This window comes from Herbaspirillum frisingense GSF30, assembly GCF_000300975.2.
Lineage (GTDB): Bacteria > Pseudomonadota > Gammaproteobacteria > Burkholderiales > Burkholderiaceae_D > Herbaspirillum > Herbaspirillum frisingense.
In genome coordinates, this window is record NZ_AEEC02000002.1 from 1 (window position 1) to 17,327 (window position 17,327).

A 17,327-nucleotide genomic window follows, 5' to 3' on the forward strand; every position below is an offset into this window, starting at 1 on the left:
CATTGGCCGCGCCGGCGCCGGACACCGCCGAGGTATCGATGGCCAGTCCGTGGCCGACGATGCCGGGGTGCAATTGCTCGGGCGCGTTGCGCACCGCCACCGTGTTCAGGCGGAAGCGCTTGAACAGCGCCACCACGGCGCTCCAGTCGATGCCGGCAGCCGCATCGGCATCCAGGGAGCCGATATCGAGGACCGCGAACTCGTCTTCGAAGAAGTCGGCCACACCACCGGTCATTTCCTTCAAGGCGGATTCCAGCGAAGTCGGATCAGTTTCATGCAGGATTGCCGAAATGGCAACCACAGTGGAAATTTTGATTTCGATCGGTTTGCGGGCTTTTTGCATAAATCCTGTAGTTCAATGCGGCAGAAAGTGAAGGAAAAAGCCAGCTTTCCGCCCGGGCTGGCTGTGCATTATACAGGCAGGATGCGGCTGCGATAGCGGTGGATCGCGGCTTTCAGCGGATATCCGCCGCACCGCCCGCAAGCCGAAATCGCCTATCAAAAAATTGTATGGAGGCAATATATAGACGAGACGCGTCCTCTGTGGAATGCCGATTTGCCAAAAAAAAGCCGCCGACACCTCGCGGTGCCAGCGGCCTTTCATGCTCACCCCCGGTACGGGCGCCGTGACTGCGCCCGTACCACGGTAATACCGTAACAATCAGCCCGGAACCTTGCCGTCCACGCCTTCGACGTAGAACTTGATGCCATGCAGGAAGCCGTCATCGGCCACGGCGTCCTTGCCCAGCACTTCCTTGCCGGCGTTGTCCTTGATCGGACCCTTCCAGATCGGCGCGGAGCCATCGACGATGCCCTTCTTGCGCTCTTCCACCAGGGTCTTCACGTCAGCCGGCAGTTCCGGATTGAAGGCGGCCAGGTCGATGCCGTTTTCCTTCAGGCCGATCCAGCTGGTGCTGCTCTTCCACGAGCCATCCAGCACTGCCTGCACGCGGGCGGTGTAGTACACGCCCCAGTTGATCATCGAGGCGGCCAGGTGGGCCTTGGGGCCGAAGCTGGTCATGTCGCTGTCCCAACCGAAGGCATAGACGCCCTTTTCCTGCGCGGTCTGGACCACGGCGGCGGAGTCGGTGTTCTGCATCAGCACGTCCACGCCCTGGCCGATCAGGGTGGTCGCAGCTTCACGTTCCTTGCCCGGATCGAACCACTTGTTCACCCAGACCACGGCGGTGGTCACCTTGGGGTTCACCGAACGCGCACCCAGGGTGAAGGAGTCGATATTGCGGATCACTTCGGGGATAGGCACCGAAGCCACCACGCCCAGCTTGCCGGACTTGCTCATCTTGCCCGCGACCACGCCGGCCAGGTAGGCACCTTCATAGGTACGCACGTCGTATTGCGCCAGGTTGTCGGCGGTCTTGAAGCCGGTGGCGTGTTCGAACTTGACGTCCGGGAATTCCTTGGCGACCTTCAGCATGGCTTCCATGTAGCCGAAGGTGGTGCCGAAGATCAGCTTGTTGCCATCGGTGGCCAGCTGGCGGAACACGCGCTCGGCGTCGGCTGCGGATTCAGGAATGTTTTCCACGAAGGTGGTCTTGACCTTGTCGCCGAACTTTTCCTCGACGGCCTTGCGACCCTTGTCGTGGGCGAAGGTCCAGCCGGCATCGCCCACCGGGCCGATGTAGACGAAGGCTACCTTCAGCGGATCGGCGGCGGGAGCGGCGGCGGCCGGCGCAGCAGCGGGCGCGGCGGCAGCGGGTTCTTCCTTCTTGCCGCAACCGATCAGGGTTGCTGCCGCCAGGGTGGCGAGCATCGTCAAGGATGCCCTGCGCGAAATCTTCATTGTGTTCTCCCTCAAGGTCAGTGGATAAATACAGGTGCTGCTACAAAAACGGAACGAAAGCAAAAAACGAAAGCAAAAAACGAAAGCCGCAAAGACCGTCAGCGCCGATCAGGACGCCCCCGGGCGGAAGGGCTTGCCCAGCGAGGCCGGCATGTTCAGGCGGATCCAGTCGGGGTTGCGCGAGATCAGCGCCAGCACCACGATGGTGGCCAGGTAGGGCGCCATCGACAGGATCTGCGACGGCACCGTCACGCCCATACCCTGCAGGTAGAACTGGGCGATGGTGACGCCGCCGAACAGCAGCGAACCCAGCAGCACCCGCGCCGGACGCCAGGTGGCGAACGCGGTCAGGGCCAGCGCGATCCAGCCGCGTCCGGCCACCAGGCCCTCCACCCACATCGGGGTGTAGACCAGCGACATATAGGCCCCGGCCAGTCCGCAGCAGGCACCGCCGAACAGCAGCGCCAGATAGCGGATGCCGCGTACCGAATAGCCCAGCGCATGGGCCGACTCCGGCGACTCCCCCACCGCGCGCAGCACCAGCCCGGCGCGCGTGCGATACAGGAACCAGATGCTGGCCAGGCACAGCGCCAGCGCCACGTAACTCATCCAGTGCTGGTGGAACAGCGCCTTGCCCAGGAAGGGAATGTCTTCCAGCAGGGGAATCGAATTGGGTTGGGCCGGCAGCGCCAGTCCGACGAAGCGCTGGCCGACGAACGCCGACAGGCCCGCGCCGAAGATCGACAGCGCCAGGCCGGTAGCCACCTGGTTGGTGGCCAGGCGCAGCGCCAGCCAGCCGAACAGCGTAGCCATCAGCATGCCGCACACGGCACCGGCCATGAAGCCCAGCAGCGGGCTCTTGGTGGCATAGCCGACAGCGAAACCGGCGATGGCCGCCACCAGCATCATGCCCTCGGCGCCCAGGTTGAGCACGCCGGAGCGTTCATTGATCAACAGCCCGATGGCCGCCAGCAGCAAGGGTGTGCCGGCATTGATGGAGGCTGCGATGAGAGGAGCGAGTTGTTCCATGTCCTGTCCTGATTCCTTAGACTTTCTTTTTCCACGCCAGGCGGTAATCGATCAAGGTATCGCAGGCCAGCAGCAGGAACAGCAGCATGCCCTGGAAGACCCCGATGATGGCCGATGGCAGGCCCAGACGCGACTGCGCCAGCTCGCCGCCCAGATACAGCAGCGACATGATCAGCCCGCCCAGGATCGCGCCGATCGGATGCAGGCGGCCGATGAAGGCCACGATGATGGCCGCAAAGCCATAGCCCGGCGATACCGACGGCAGCAACTGGCCGATCGGTCCGGCGATCTCGAACGCCCCGGCCAGGCCGGCGAAGGCCCCCGAGATCAAGAGCGACACCCACAATGCCGAGCGTGCCGAGAAACCCGCGTAGCGCGCCGCATGCGGCGCCACCCCGCCCACCATCAGCGAAAAACCGCGCAGGCTGCGCATCATGAAGATCGCCATCAGCACCGCCAGCACGATGGTCACCGCAAAGCCCACGTGCAGGCGTGTGCCGGAGAGCAGCATGGGCAGCATGAACTCGCTGGAGAACACTTTCGATTGCGGGAAGTTCATGCCATTGGGGTCCTTCAGCGGACCATTGACGGCCCACATCAGCAACAGCTGCGCCACATAGGTGAGCATCAGCGACACCAGGATTTCATTGGCATTGAACTGGTCGCGCAGGTAGGCCGTCACCGCCGCCCACAGCGCTCCGCCGACCACGCCGGCCAGGATCATGAGCACCAGACCCATGCCGCCGGAGATACCATGTCCCGGTACATCCAGCCAGACCAGCATGGCGCCCGAGCACAGCGCGCCGACGGTGAACTGGCCCTCTGCACCGATGTTCCAGATGCTGGCGCGGAAGCACACCGCCAGTCCCAGCGCACACAGGATCAGCGGTATCGATTTGAGCAACAGTTCGCTGATGGCGCGCTTGCCACTGAAGGGATCGACCAGGAACACCTTCAACCCGGCCAGCGGGTCCTTGCCCAGCGCCAGGAACAGCAGCGCGCCAAGCAGCAGCGTGGCGACGATGGCGATCACCGGCGAGAGGTAGGTCATCGTCTTCGACGGTGCGCCACGCAGCTCCAGGCGCAGCGGGAAACTCATGCGCTCAGCCATGACCCACCTCCGTGGCGGCGGGGGCATCCCACAGGCCGCTCATCCACACGCCGACCTGCTCGCGGGTGGCTTGCTCGATGGGAATGGAGGGCGACAGCCGACCCTTGGCGATGACGTGCAGGCGATCACATAACGCGAACAATTCGTCAAGTTCTTCCGAGATCACCAGCACCGCACACCCTTCCTGTTTCAGTTTCAAGATTTCACCGTGGATCTGTGCCGCCGCGCCCACGTCCACGCCCCAGGTCGGCTGTGCCACCACGAAGACGGCGGGCTTGCGCTCCATCTCGCGGCCGACGATGAATTTCTGCAGATTGCCGCCCGAGAGGCTCTTGGCCGGCGCATCGGGGCCTGCCGCCTTGACCTTGAAGCGTTCGATGATGGAGGCCGCGGCGCGCCGGGTGAAGGCGAAATCGATCATGCCGCGCTTCACGTAAGGCGCCTTCTGGTGTGAAAGCAGCATGTTGGCCGTCAGCGAGAGCGTGGGGACGGCACCGCGTCCCAGGCGCTCTTCCGGCACCAGGCCGAGCCCGGCGGCGCGACGCGGGTTGGGCGACAGATCCCCGACCGCCTTGCCGCCCAGCATGATCATGTTGGGCGCGGCGCGCTGGTCCTCGCCCGAGAGCGCCGCCAGCAATTCCTGCTGGCCATTGCCGGACACCCCGGCGATGCCGACGATCTCGCCAGCCCGCACTTCGCACTCGATGTCCTTCAGCTCGGTGGCGAACAGGTGGGCCTTGGGCAGCGACAGGCGATTGACGTGCAGCTTGCGCTCATTGCGCTGCGAATCGGGATTGCGCTCGCGCTGCAGGCGCACCAGTTCGTCGCCGATCATCATGCGCGACAGGCTGGCGCTGCTTTCATTGCGCGGATCGCAGTTGCCGGTCACGCGACCGCCGCGCATCACCGTGGCGCTATGGCACAGGGCGCGGATCTCGTCGAGCTTGTGGCTGATGTACAGGATGCTGCAACCCTCGTCGGCCAGGCGACGCAGGGTGACAAAGAGTTTTTCCACCGCCTGCGGCGTCAGCACCGAGGTCGGTTCGTCCAGGATCAGCAGTTGCGGCTCGGTCAGCAGGGCACGCACGATTTCCACCCGCTGGCGCTCGCCCACCGACAGGGTGTGCACATGACGTTGCGGTTCCAGTTCCAGGCCGTATTTCTCGCCGGTACGGGTGATGCGCTCGGCCAGTTCCTTCAGGTCGGTCTTGGCATCCAGGCCCAGGGCGATGTTCTCGGTCACCGTCAAGGTATCGAACAGCGAGAAATGCTGGAACACCATGGCGATGCCCAGCTTGCGCGCCACCTGCGGATTGGCGATCTGCACGGTCTCGCCGTTCCAGCGGAGTTCGCCGGCATCGGGCTTGACCGCGCCAAAGATGATCTTCATCAAGGTGGACTTGCCCGCGCCGTTCTCTCCGAGCACGGCGTGGATCTCGCCAGGCGCGACCGCCAGGCTGACATCGTCGTTGGCCAGCACGCCCGGATAGGACTTGCGCACGTGGCTGATTTCAAGACGGAGTGGAACTGCGCTCACGTGATTTCCCTGTGGTTTCGTATCGTTGTTGCTTCGATGGTCGCGGGCAGCCCCTCTGCCCCGGTTTCTTCAACTGCCTGCTGCGGCCTACCGTGCCGGTCGCCAGCAGCCGGCGCGCCCGCGCGACATCATAGACAAATTGGGCCGCGCCGCATACCGCTTTCGCCGTGTTGGTCCCGGCGCTGTGGCGCAAAGCCCGATTTGTTTCATTTTCCGCGATGCGCCCAGCCGGTGGTGCGCCGTTCGATGATCGCAAACAGTTCGTACATCGCCATGGCCATGGCGCCGATCACCACCAGCCCGGCAAAGGCCAGCGGCATCTTCATCGACGACCCTGCCGATACCAGCAGATAGCCGATGCCCTGGTTGGAGGCATTCATCTCGGACACCGTGGAACCCACAAAGGCCAGCGTGATGGCCACCTTCAGCGAGGCGAAGAAGTAGGGCATCGAGCGCGGCAGGCCCACTTTGAGCAGGATATCCATGCGGCGCGCGCCCAGCACGCGCAGCACGTCCTCCAGTTCAGGCTCCAGCGTGGCCAGCCCGGTGGCGATGTTGACCATGATGGGGAAGAAGGAAATCAGGAAGGCCGTCAGGATCGCCGGCCCCGCCCCGATTCCGAACCAGACCACCAGCACCGGCACGAAGGCCGCCTTGGGCAGGGCATTGAAGGCCGTCATCAGGGGATAGGCGGCGGCATACAGCATGGGCGAGGAGCCGATCACGAAGCCCAGCGTCACCCCCACGAACACCGCAATGGCAAAGCCCACCATGGTGACCCAGAAGGTCGAGAGCGCATGCTCGGTGATCGGCCCGGCATAGTCCACCATGGCCTGCAGGATGGAGGCCGGACTGGGGAAGATGAAGTCCGAGACCTGCCAGACACTGCAGATGAACTGCCAGATGCCGAGGATGACGATCAGCAGGAACCACGGCGCGAGCGTGGTGGCGGCCTGGTTGAGCTTGCCGTTGAACGGTGTTTTCATGTTGGGTCCTTGGCCGGTCGATCAGGGTCAGGTATTGCGCACATGGCCGATGTGCTCGCGCAGTTCATGCACCAGCGCGTTGAAGCCGTCGGTATAGGTGGTTTCCAGGTCGCAGGGACGCGGCAGCGGGTTTTCGCGGCGCACCACGATGCGCCCCGGGCGCTTGCTCATCACGTAGATGGTGTCGGCCAGGAAGGCGGCTTCGCGCAGGTCATGCGTGACCAGGATGACGTTGAAGCGGCGCTCGGCCCACAGGTCGCGCAGCACGCACCACAGTTCCTCGCGGGTGAAGGCATCGAGCGCGCCGAAGGGCTCGTCCAGCAACAGCATCTTGGGTTCGTGGATCAGCGCCCGGCAGATCGAGGCGCGCTGCTGCATGCCGCCCGACAGTTGCCAGGGAAACTTGTCGGCGTAGCCCTCCAGGCCTACGGTCTTCAACAATTTCAGGGCGCGCTCGGTATATTCGGCCTTCTTCTGCTTGAAGTCGCGCCGGTAGGGCTCGACGATCTCCAGCGGCAACAGCACGTTGTCCAGCGTAGTGCGCCACGGCAACAGGGTCGGCGCCTGGAAGGCCATGCCCACGAACTTCAGCGGCCCGGTCACTGGCTGACCATCGATGACGACGCTGCCGCGATTGGCTTGCTTCAGGCCCGTGGCCAGTTTCATGAAGGTCGACTTGCCGCAGCCGGAGGGGCCGACGATGGCGATGAATTCGCCCGCACGGGTCTGCAGGTCGATGTCTTCCACCGCAAAATCGGTGGCGCCATCATAGGCCAGGTAGACGTGGCGGAAATCGACGAAGGGTTCGCTCATGGAAACGGTCTGCCAAGGATGCGGCCTTGATCCTGGCTGGCCCGTTGTGGCCAGCCAGGGTCGTGGCCGGAAACAATATAAATGATTTACTTCGGGAATACGTCCAGCTCGGCCTTGGAGGGCAGGAAGCTGGCATTCCAGATCTTGTCGGCATTGACCCGGGTCTTGGTGCCATAGGCATCCGAGACCTGCGAGGCCATCAGCGTCAGGCGCGGGCCGTAGACCTGGCCATAGCCTTCCGACTTGGCATGCGGCGTGGCGATGGCGCTGGCAATGGCCAGCTTCAGGCGACGCAGTTCTAGTTTTTCGTCGATCAGGCCGTCGCGCTCCTTGAGCACCTTGATGGCGGCGTCCGGATTGGCCATCACGTCACGGCTGGCCTTGGCGAAGGCGCGCAGGAAGCCCTTGATGGCTTCCGGCTTCTGCTTGACCATGGCGTCGGAGGCGATGATGGCGTTGCCGTACAGACGCACGCCATAGTCCGGATACATCATCACGTTGATGTCTTCATCCTTGATGCCGCGGGCATTGAGGTTCAGCAGGGAGGTGAAGTAGAAACCGGTGATGGCATCCACATCGCCGCGGGCCAGCATGGTTTCACGCAGCGGCGGGTCCATGCTGGTCCACTGGGTCTTGGTGGCGTCCAGGCCGTTGGCCTTGGCAAAGATGGGATAGGCACGGCGACCGGCGTCGAATACCGGTGACCCCAGCTTCTTGCCGACCAGGTCGGCCGGTTTCTTGATGCCGGATTTCTTGAGCGAGAAGATCGCTGCCGGCGTGTCGTTGTAGACCATCATCACGCCCACCGGCTTGCCCGGCGCATCCGGGTTGTTGGCGGTGAATTCCATCAGCGCGGCCATGTCGGCAAAGCCCATGTCATAGGTGCCCGAGGCCACGCGGTTGACCGCATTGCCCGAGCCATTGCCGGCGTCGATGGTGACATCCAGTTTTTCCTGGGCGAAGTAACCCTTGGACTTGGCCACCAGGAACAGGGCCGACGGACCCTCGAAACGCCAGTCGAGCTGGAACTTGATCCTGGTTTCCTGGGCGGCCGCGAGGGTGCAGCTGGCGCCCAGCAGCAGGCTGATGCCGAATTTGAAGAACTTGCTGGAATGCACGGTGGACTTCCCTTCCTGGTTCGTTTGAATGGCAGATTCCCACCGGTTAAAAGCATTTAATGTGCCAAGCGCCGTCCGGCCCCGTTGAGCACCCTCACGCTCCCCGCGGCTCGCGGCCGCAAGCGCAATCCGGTCGGCAAGCCGGTCAGCAAGCCGCGGGGCAATGATCGACAGCGCCTTGATTTTTTGTCGACAATCAAAAAATCCATTTGCGACAATTTGGTGCTTGTCTGCACCTTCATAGATAAAAATGCACTAAAAAAAATACGATCACGGGGCTGAAAGGCTTATCGGCTGCGCCTTTGCCTGTTCCCTGTCGGTTGCGGGCAGAGTGGGTTGATTGTTGACAATCGAAGTGGCGGACCTGGGGTGTCGCCTGCAGGCCCTTGGGATTCGGCCCGGACTCGGCTAGGATTGCGCCCCTGCGCGGGCCGATGCCTGTCCTTTCGGGGGAAAGCGACTCGTGTTTTTGACCACCGCAGACAAGTCAACCGAAGCCCTCGGAAGGGCTGGCACGGGCTTTGCGTAATGGCTGCCGTCGGTGCGGGTGTCGGCAGTGCTGTCAGCAATTTGCCAGACCTTATTTGACAGGTAAGCACAGCGGAATGGCCGGTTTCATCCGGTGGCGGGGAGAGTGCAGGACGCCACGGGTGAACACGGAGATCCGGTCCAACAGCATTTTTTACAGTAGCAATACAGGGAGAAACTTATGAACAAGGGTATCAAGGGGAAGTACTGGATGATGGCGGCCGTGGTCGCCTCGGCAGCCGGCAGCATGTCGGCGCAGGCCGCCGACTGGGCTGACAACTCGATTGGCTATCGCTACGGCACCCGCTTCGCCGAGCCGTACAACTCGCAGGACATCACCAAGAACATCGTCAACTTCCAGCACGCCAGTGGCTACAAATACGGTACCAACTTCCTCAACGTCGACCTGCTGATGTCCGACAGCAAGGATGACAATGCGCAGGAAGCCTACATCACCTATCGTCATACCCTCGATTTCAGCAAGATCAGCGGCAAGAACCTGGCCTTCGGCCCGGCACGCAGCGTGGGCCTGACCCTGGGCTTCGACTGGAACACCAAGAACGACAACAGCTATGCCTCCAAGAAGCGCATGCTGGTGATCGGTCCGACCCTGATGATGGATGTGCCTGGCTTCCTCAACGTGAGCGTGCTGGCACTGTTCGAAAGCAACCAGCCCAAGGGCATCAGCAGCCGCTATACCTACGATACCCACCCGATGCTGAACCTGGCCTGGGGTATCCCGCTGGGTTCGACCGGCCTGGCCTTCGAAGGCTACATGAACTACATCGCCGCCAAGGGCAAGAACGAGTTCGGTGGTTCCACCGGTCCCGAAGTCAACTTCGACGGCCAGATCATGTATGACGTCGGCACCCCGCTGGGCATGGGCAAGAACACCTTCCGCGTCGGTCTGGAATACCAGTACTGGCGCAACAAGTTCGGCAACCCGTCCAACGTCCCGGGCTCGCTGGCCAAGACCCCGATGGTGCGCGCCGAGTACCACTTCTAAGCGGTCCGGTCGCTGCCGCTGCTGGCAGCATCATGGCGATGCCGGATCATTCGATCCGGCATTTTTTGTTGGCGCGCCGCCTGCGTGGCGCGAGCCGGAATTGGCTACACTGTCGGTCCCCGGGTGCATGGATGGCGCGCCCGGATCGGCGGGGCGGCAATCCCGGAAATGGATCACCCCTGGTCGTGAGGGGAATGATCGGCGGTACTTGAGAGCGGAACATCATGGAAGCATATCTACTCGACTGGCTGAACCTGCTGCTGCGCTGGCTGCACGTGATCACGGCCATTGCCTGGATCGGTTCGTCCTTCTATTTCGTCTGGCTGGACAACAGCCTGGTGGCGCCCACCGATCCCGAGCTGAAGGAAAAAGGCGTCGGTGGCGAACTGTGGGCGGTCCACGGTGGCGGCTTCTACAATCCGCAGAAATACCTGCTGGCACCCAAGGCCTTGCCTGAGCATCTGCACTGGTTCTACTGGGAGTCCTACAGTACCTGGCTATCGGGCTTCGCCCTGTTTTCACTGCTGTACCTGTTCAATGCCAATGTGTTCCTGGTGGACCGCAACGTGTTCGACATGTCGGCCTCGATGGCCGGCGGCACTGCCATCGCCTTCCTGCTCTTCAACTGGCTGATCTACGACGCCATCTGCAGCACCATCGGTGACCGTCCCGGTGCGGACCGGCTGGTCAACCTGCTGGTGGGCCTGCAGGTGATCGTCTCGGTGTGGGCGGCCTGCCATCTGTTCTCGGGACGGGCAGCCTTCCTCATCAGCGGTGCCTCGCTGGCCACCATCATGAGTGCCAATGTGCTGATGTGGATCATCCCGGGCCAGCGCAAGATGGTGGCGTCGATGCGCGCCGGGCAGGCGCCCGACCCCATCCACGGCAAGCGCGGCAAGCAGCGCAGCGTGCACAATACCTACTTCACCCTGCCGGTGTTGTTCGCGATGCTCTCCAATCACTACAGCATGACCTACAGCGCGCCACATAACTGGCTGGTGCTGCTGTTCATCATGGGCGCCGGCGCCCTGATCCGGCAGTTCTTCGTGTTGCGCCACAAGGGCGTCTACAACTGGTGGTATCCCGGTGCCGCCGTGGTGCTGCTGCTGGCGGTGATCATCTGGATGAGCCCGGCGCTGCAGGCCCGGCCGGCTGCCCCGGTTGCTGCTGCTGCCACGCCTGCCGAGGCTGCTGGCGCCGCGGCATCGCCAGCGCCATCGCCATCGGCTGGCGGGTTTGCCCAGGTGCAGCAGGTGATACAGGCGCGCTGCATCCAGTGCCATGCGGCCAAGCCGACGCTGATGCCGGTGCCGGGCAAGGGCGTGCTGCTGGATAGCCCCGACAACATCGCCCAGCATGCGCAGCAGATCTATCAACAGGCCGTGGTGCAGAAGTCCATGCCACTGGGGAACATGACCCACATCACCGATGACGAGCGGGCGGTGATCGGAAAGTGGTTCGAGAGCGGCGCCTCCATCAAGTAAAAATGCCGCCAGCAGAAGCTGGCGGCATCGGTCCTGATGCTGATGTCATACAGGGCGTCCAGCCATCCGACGCCCTTCTCTTCAGCGTTGCGCGAAGGGATGCGTCTTCTGCCAGTGCTCGGCGATATCGATGCGGCGGCAGATCCAGACCTTGTCGTGCGACTGCACGTAATCCAGGAAGCGCTGCAAGGCGCGGAACCGCCCCGGGCGTCCCAGCAGGCGGCAATGCATGCCGATGGAGAGCATCTTCGGCGCTTCTTCTCCCTCCTCGTACAGCACGTCGAAACTATCCTTCAGGTACTGGTAGAAATGCTCGCTGGTGTTGAAGCCCTGCGGCGTGGCAAAGCGCATGTCGTTGGAGTCCAGCGTATAGGGGACGACCAGATGCGGACGCTTTTCGCCGCTGGCGGTCTCGACCTCGGTCCAGAACGGCAGGTCATCGCCGTAGTAATCCGAGTCATAGGCGAAACCGCCATGCTCCACCACCAGTTGCCGGGTATTGGGTGAATCGCGGCCGGTGTACCAGCCCAGCGGGGCCGATCCGGTGAGTTCACGGAAGATCTGCACGGCCTCGCGCATGTGGGCGCGTTCGGTCTCGATGTCCATGCTCTGGTAATGAATCCAGCGCAGGCCGTGGCAGGCGATCTCATGCCCCAGCTCCTGGAACGCCTGCGTGACGTCGGGTGAACGCTGCAATGCCATGGCCACGCCGAAGATGGTCATGGGCAGGCCGCGTTTTTCGAATTCGCGCAGGATGCGCCAGACACCCACCCGTGAGCCATATTCGTAGATCGATTCCATCGACATGTGTCGCGCCGGATACGCCGCCGCGCCCACGATCTCCGAGAGGAACTGCTCCGAGGCGGGGTCGCCGTGCAATACGCAGTTCTCGCCGCCTTCTTCGTAGTTCAGCACGAATTGCAGCGCCACCCGCGCCTGGCCGGGCCAGTGTGCGTGCGGCGGGTTGCGGCCGTAGCCGGCGAGGTCGCGTGGGTAAGTTTGTTGCTGTGACATAAGTTCTTCGTTTGGCTATCAAGAAAGAAAACCGCAGCGCCCGACAACGGCGCTGCGTGGGAAATCAGATGCGTGCAAAACCGCTGAGCAAACCATGATAAGTCTTGGGCAGCGGGCGCGCCCATTCGCCACCCTTGGCCGTACCCAGGCCCAGTGCCACCAGCGACTCGGCCAGCTTGACGGCGGCGGTGACGCCATCGATCACCGGCGCACCGATGTCGCGACCGATTGCCGCGCACAGGTCGGCCATGCCGGCACAGCCCAGGACGATGGCCTCGGCGCCGTCTTCGGCCAGCGCACGCCGGCATTCCTCGGTGATGCGGGCACGCGCATCGGAGGCCGGGTTCTCCAGCTCCAGCACCGCGATCTCGCAGGCGCGCACGTTGCGGCAGAAGCGCTGCATGCCGTAGCGCTCGGCCAGGTGCCAGGCCATGCCGCTGGTGCGCGCCAGCGTGGTCACTACCGAGAACGACGGGGCGACCAGGCTGGCCATGTGCATGGCCGCTTCGGCAATCCCGATCACCGGACCATGGGCCAGCTCGCGTGCCGCCGACAGTCCCGGGTCGCCGAAGCAGGCGATCACGTAGGCATCCATGCCGGCGCGCTCGCCCGCTTCGATTTCCTGCAGCAGCCCCGGCACGGCCAGCGCCTCGTCATAGTGGCTCTCGATCGAGGCCGGCCCCATCTGCGGGCTCACGCCCGTGATCTCGGTGCCGGGCGCGGCCACCTGGCGGGCGCAGGCGGTCATGGCCTCGGTCATGCTCATGGTGGTGTTGGGATTGATCAGCTTGATGCGCATGCTTGTTCCTTGATGCAAGGGGAGACGATGTCGACGGCGTTCAGCGCTTGCGCGTGAACATCAGGTAGAACACCGAGCCCAGCGCCGCGCCGATGAACCAGGAGAAGTCGGCCGCCTTGCGCAATTGCGGCAGCATGACGCAGGCCACGCACACGGCGGCGGCCAGCACCAGCGCCTTGACTGCATCGCGGTTGATCCCGTTGGTGTACCAGTAGCGACCCTCCGGACGCATGGTGTACAGGTCCTCGACCTTGACCTGGCGTTGCTTGACCAGGTAGTAGTCCGCCAGCAGGATGCCGTACAGCGGGCCGATGAAGCCGCCCAGCACATCCAGGGTGTAGTGGATCACTTCGGGATTGCCGAACAGGTTCCAGGGCGTGATGAAGATCGAGGCCGTGGCCGCGATCATGCCGCCGGCACGCCAGCTGATGCGGCTGGGCGAGAGGTTGGAAAAGTCGAAGGCGGCCGAGACGAAGTTGGCCACGATGTTGATGCCGATGGTGGCCGTCAGGAAGGTCAGTGCGCCGATCACCGCGGCCGTGGTGCTGTCGATGCGCGAAACGGTTTCCACCGGGTCGGTGATGAGTTCACCGAAGACGGCAATGGTGGCCGAGGTGGTCACCACGGTGACGATCGAGAACGCCAGGAAGTTCACCGGCAGGCCCCAGAAGTTGCCGCGCTTCACATCGGCGAAGCTATGGCAGTAGCGCGAGAAGTCGCCGAAGTTGAGCATCGGCCCGGAGAAGTAGGACACCACCAGCGAGATGGCCGTGATCATCACCGAGACTGCCGCCCAGCCGCTGTACTTGATCTCGCCCAGGTTCAGGCCGACATTCTGCCAGCCGGCCTTGTAGATCATCCAGCCGGCCAGGAAGAACATCACCACGTACACCGCCGGTCCGGCGAAGTCGATGAATTTCTTGATGGTCTCCATGCCGTTCCAGAACACCAGCGCCTGCAGCACCCACAGCAGCAGGAAGCCGCCCCAGCCCAGCGCCGAGAGGCCGGCGAAGGAGTGCACATGGACATCGGCATAGGGCTTCAGTTCGGGGAAGAACTTCAGCACCACCACCACGAAGGCGGCCGAGGCCAGGTAGGTCTGGATGCCGTACCAGGCCACCGCGATCAGGCCGCGGATCATGGCCGGCACGTTGGCCCCCAGCACGCCGAAGGACAAGCGGCTCATCACCGGATAGGGCACGCCATGCGCCTGGCTGGGACGCGCCACCAGATTGCACAGCAGGTAGACGATGCTGATGCCGATTAGCAGCGAGATCAGCACCTGCCAGCTGGTCAGGCCCAGTGCGAACAGGCTGCCGGCGAAGACATAGCCGCCCACGCTGTGCACATCGGACATCCAGAAGGCGAAGATGTTGTAGGAACCCCAGGTCTGTTTTTTCAGCGGGGCGAGATCTTCATTGGTCAGGCGCGCATCATTGCTGCCGGTGGCACCGGTGGCGCCAGCAAGCGCAGGGCCGGAAGCAGAGGGGGAAGCATCGGTAGTCATGGCCGGTCTCCATCAGAGAGAAAGGGTGGGGCGAAACGAATCACGCCCGGCCGGGGCCGGGCTGTTCAACGGACTTCCTGCATGCTCTTGGCGGCATGGTGGTGGTCACACGGTCGGTGCTGCAGCGAGCCGCGCGACGTGGCCCTGTCTGTTGCTGACTTCCTTTTTCACTTCCTTCTTCCATCTTCCTGACGCCCCCGTCGGGGGAAATCAGGATGTGCGCGCCGGCCCGTGGTTCACAGTCCCTTGCCGAGCACGGCGCGCAGATCGAACTGGTCATCCGCATCCGGCCGTACCCGGTCCTCGCACAAATGCAAGTGATGTGCCATATGCGACTGGGCTGCGGCGATGTCGCCCTGTTCCAGCGCTTCCAGCACGGTCTCGTGTTCATCGAAGGAGCAGGCGTTGTGGCCCGGCGCCTCCGTCTTGGCAATCATCAGCGTGGTGCGCGAGACCAGCTTGCGCAGCGTCTCCACCAGCAACGCGTTGCCGGTCAGTTCCGCCAGCGCCAGGTGGAACTGGGCCGAGAGCCTGATCCAGCGCGGCCGGTCGCCGTTGAGATAGCAATCCCGTTCTTCTTCCACCATGCGCCGCAGGCCGGCGATCTGGCGCGTCCCGGCGGCCTGCCCGACCTTTTCCAGCACCGCGTGTTCGAGGATGTTGCGCAACTCGAACATGTCGCGCACCTCGGCGTGCGAGGGACTGGCGATGAAGGCGCCGCGATTGGCTTCCAGGTCCACCATGCCCTCCGAGGCCAGTCGCGAGAGCACCTTGCGCACCGTGTGGCGGGCCGTGTCGTAGATCTGGCACAGCGTCTGCTCGGTCAGCTTGGTCCGCGGCGGCAGCCGGTGTTCCATGATGGCGTCGTAGATGTCCTGGTACATCCTTTCCTCAACCGCCCCGGTGTGTTCGCGCTCGCGGGCGCTGGTACCGGAACTGGCACTGGCACGCGTGGCGGGGGCAGGGGGACGGGCGGTCTTGTTGGCTTTGTTCATGGTGATCGTGCTCTGGCTGGTCATTCTGGTCTGGAAGGTCTTCGCCGGATGACGAGGGAGTGCAGGAATCGTCAACAATCGTGGAACAGATGTGCAACAAAACGGGGCTTATTCTGCACCAAAAAGAGAGGAATGTGTCCCCCTTTGGTTCAGCCATCTGCCGCGTTTCGATGCTGCGATGCAGCGCCCGTCGGCCTGTACTGCCTTGAAGGCCAGTGCTTGTCGGCATGTTGCAGGGCATGATCTGCGTTCCACAGATTGTCGGCAATCCGTCTCGTGATTCCCGGCAAAAATCCTGCTCAATGGCGTAGTCCAGTTGCCGTCATTCACGGACGGGACGGTTGCCAATTCAGGGCCACACGCATGCAAGAAGCGTGCTTGCCGGCGTCTTGCCAAACAAAAACGCCCGGCCAGGGCCGGGCGTGGAAGGCGGAAAGCGGGGCAAAGCGGGCTGCGCTCAGTGGGCGGCGGCGTACTGTTCCAGTTCCTGATGCAGGATGGCCTTGTCCTCGTCCGACAGGAAGCAGGCGTCGATGCCATTGCGTGCCAGTTGCAGTACCTGTTGGCGCGACAGATCGAGCGAGCGCGCCACGGCGTGGTAGTTGGCATTCATGTAGCCACCGAAGTAGGCCGGGTCGTCGGAGTTGACCGTCACCGCCAGCCCGGCATCGAGCAGACGCGCCAGGTTGTGTTCTGCCATGTCCTTGACCACGCACAGCTTCAGGTTGGACAGCGGGCAGACCGTCAGCGGCGTGCGCTGCTGCGCCAGGCGTTGCATCAGGGCCGGGTCTTCCTCGCTGCGCACGCCATGGTCGATGCGCTCCACGTGCAGCACGTCCAGCGCACCGATGACGTAGGCGGCCGGGCCTTCCTCGCCGGCATGGGCCACGAGGCGGAAGCCCAGTTCGCGGCAGCGCGCATAGACGCGTTCGAACTTCTCCGGCGGATTGCCGCGCTCGGAGGAGTCCAAGCCGATGCCCAGCCACAGGTCGGCATATTGCTCGCGCAGCGGCAGGGCGGCCTCCAGGGTGGCGAAGGCATCTTCTTCCGACAGGTGGCGCAGGAAGGACATGATCATCACGCTGCCGAAACCATCGCGACGACGCGCATCGCGCAGCGCACCGGCGATGCCGGCAAACACGGTGGCGATTGGAATGCCGCGCTCGGTATGGGTCTGCGGATCGAAGAAGATCTCTGCATGACGCACCTGGTCGGCCTGGGCGCGGGCGATGTAGGCAGCCGTCATGTCGTAGAAGTCCTGCTCGGTGCGCAGCACGTTGGCGCCGGCGTAGTAGAGGTCGAGGAAGGACTGCAGGTCGCTGAAGTTGTAGGCGGCGCGCAGGTCTTCCACCGAGGCGTAGGGCAGATCGACCTGGTTGCGCTGGGCCAGGGCGAACATCAGCTCGGGTTCCAGCGTGCCTTCGATATGCAGATGCAGTTCGGTTTTCGGCATGCCGGCGATGAAGCCGTCGAGGGCGGCGCCGGTGGCGGTGGAGGAAATGGCTGCTGAGCTCATGGAGACGACCCTTCAAAAATGGCGGTAACAGGGGAGGCGGGCATAGGCTGGCCCCGGGCCAGTTCAAGCGAGCGGGGTTCGCG

15 protein-coding genes are annotated in these 17,327 nt (G+C 63.4%); 2 read left to right on the forward strand and 13 right to left on the reverse strand.

Translation table 11 applies throughout. The features are described 5' to 3' along the window. From HFRIS_RS01365 to HFRIS_RS01400, 8 genes are all read right to left on the reverse strand, one after another. Positions 1–343 (reverse strand): septum site-determining protein MinC (locus HFRIS_RS01365; RefSeq protein ID WP_006461413.1); only part of this gene is annotated, 343 nt, incomplete at its 3' end. A 318-nt stretch (positions 344–661) separates the two neighbouring features. Then, on the reverse strand, positions 662–1,801 hold the full coding sequence (locus HFRIS_RS01370) for a BMP family ABC transporter substrate-binding protein (RefSeq protein ID WP_006461414.1): 1,140 nt from the start codon (positions 1,799–1,801) through the stop codon (positions 662–664). 108 nt (positions 1,802–1,909) lie between these two features. Beyond that, complete coding sequence (locus tag HFRIS_RS01375; protein WP_006461415.1) at positions 1,910–2,830, reverse strand: ABC transporter permease; 921 nt, start codon at positions 2,828–2,830, stop codon at positions 1,910–1,912. A gap of 16 nt (positions 2,831–2,846) precedes the next feature. Further along, positions 2,847–3,941, reverse strand: coding sequence for an ABC transporter permease (locus HFRIS_RS01380; protein WP_006461416.1), 1,095 nt, complete (start codon positions 3,939–3,941; stop codon positions 2,847–2,849). Continuing rightward, positions 3,934–5,478 (reverse strand): ABC transporter ATP-binding protein, encoded by a 1,545-nt coding sequence (locus HFRIS_RS01385; protein WP_039873925.1) that lies wholly within the window; start codon positions 5,476–5,478, stop codon positions 3,934–3,936. The genes HFRIS_RS01380 and HFRIS_RS01385 overlap by 8 nt, the downstream gene beginning before the upstream one ends. Positions 5,479–5,684: 206 nt before the next feature. After that, positions 5,685–6,464 (reverse strand): ABC transporter permease, encoded by a 780-nt coding sequence (locus tag HFRIS_RS01390; RefSeq protein WP_006461418.1) that lies wholly within the window; start codon positions 6,462–6,464, stop codon positions 5,685–5,687. A gap of 27 nt (positions 6,465–6,491) precedes the next feature. Then, positions 6,492–7,277, reverse strand: coding sequence for an ABC transporter ATP-binding protein (locus HFRIS_RS01395; RefSeq protein ID WP_006461419.1), 786 nt, complete (start codon positions 7,275–7,277; stop codon positions 6,492–6,494). 86 nt (positions 7,278–7,363) lie between these two features. After that, positions 7,364–8,395, reverse strand: coding sequence for an ABC transporter substrate-binding protein (locus HFRIS_RS01400; protein ID WP_006461420.1), 1,032 nt, complete (start codon positions 8,393–8,395; stop codon positions 7,364–7,366). Positions 8,396–9,104: 709 nt separating this feature from the next. Here HFRIS_RS01400 and HFRIS_RS01405 point away from each other — a divergent pair. Together HFRIS_RS01405 and HFRIS_RS01410 are read left to right on the forward strand one after the other, a co-directional pair. Further along, complete coding sequence (locus HFRIS_RS01405) at positions 9,105–9,929, forward strand: hypothetical protein (RefSeq protein WP_006461421.1); 825 nt, start codon at positions 9,105–9,107, stop codon at positions 9,927–9,929. A 224-nt stretch (positions 9,930–10,153) separates the two neighbouring features. Then, positions 10,154–11,413 carry a urate hydroxylase PuuD gene (locus HFRIS_RS01410; protein ID WP_006461422.1) on the forward strand — a complete coding sequence of 420 codons (1,260 nt, stop codon included), beginning with the start codon at positions 10,154–10,156 and terminating at the stop codon, positions 11,411–11,413. Between the two features lie 81 nt (positions 11,414–11,494). Here HFRIS_RS01410 and puuE read toward each other — a convergent pair whose 3' ends face one another. The 5 genes from puuE to HFRIS_RS01435 form a co-directional block, all read right to left on the reverse strand. Beyond that, complete coding sequence (gene puuE, locus HFRIS_RS01415; RefSeq protein ID WP_006461423.1) at positions 11,495–12,427, reverse strand: allantoinase PuuE; 933 nt, start codon at positions 12,425–12,427, stop codon at positions 11,495–11,497. A 64-nt stretch (positions 12,428–12,491) separates the two neighbouring features. Further along, complete coding sequence (locus tag HFRIS_RS01420) at positions 12,492–13,226, reverse strand: aspartate/glutamate racemase family protein (protein ID WP_006461424.1); 735 nt, start codon at positions 13,224–13,226, stop codon at positions 12,492–12,494. 40 nt (positions 13,227–13,266) lie between these two features. Continuing rightward, on the reverse strand, positions 13,267–14,733 hold the full coding sequence (locus HFRIS_RS01425; RefSeq protein WP_006461425.1) for an NCS1 family nucleobase:cation symporter-1: 1,467 nt from the start codon (positions 14,731–14,733) through the stop codon (positions 13,267–13,269). 236 nt (positions 14,734–14,969) lie between these two features. Beyond that, the gene (locus HFRIS_RS01430) at positions 14,970–15,728 is read right to left on the reverse strand and encodes a GntR family transcriptional regulator (protein ID WP_039874068.1); all 759 of its coding nucleotides are present in this window, start codon (positions 15,726–15,728) and stop codon (positions 14,970–14,972) included. Between the two features lie 457 nt (positions 15,729–16,185). Continuing rightward, positions 16,186–17,244, reverse strand: a complete 1,059-nt coding sequence (locus HFRIS_RS01435) for an adenosine deaminase (protein WP_006461427.1) — start codon at positions 17,242–17,244, stop codon at positions 16,186–16,188. Between the last annotated feature and the right edge of the window lie 83 nt (positions 17,245–17,327).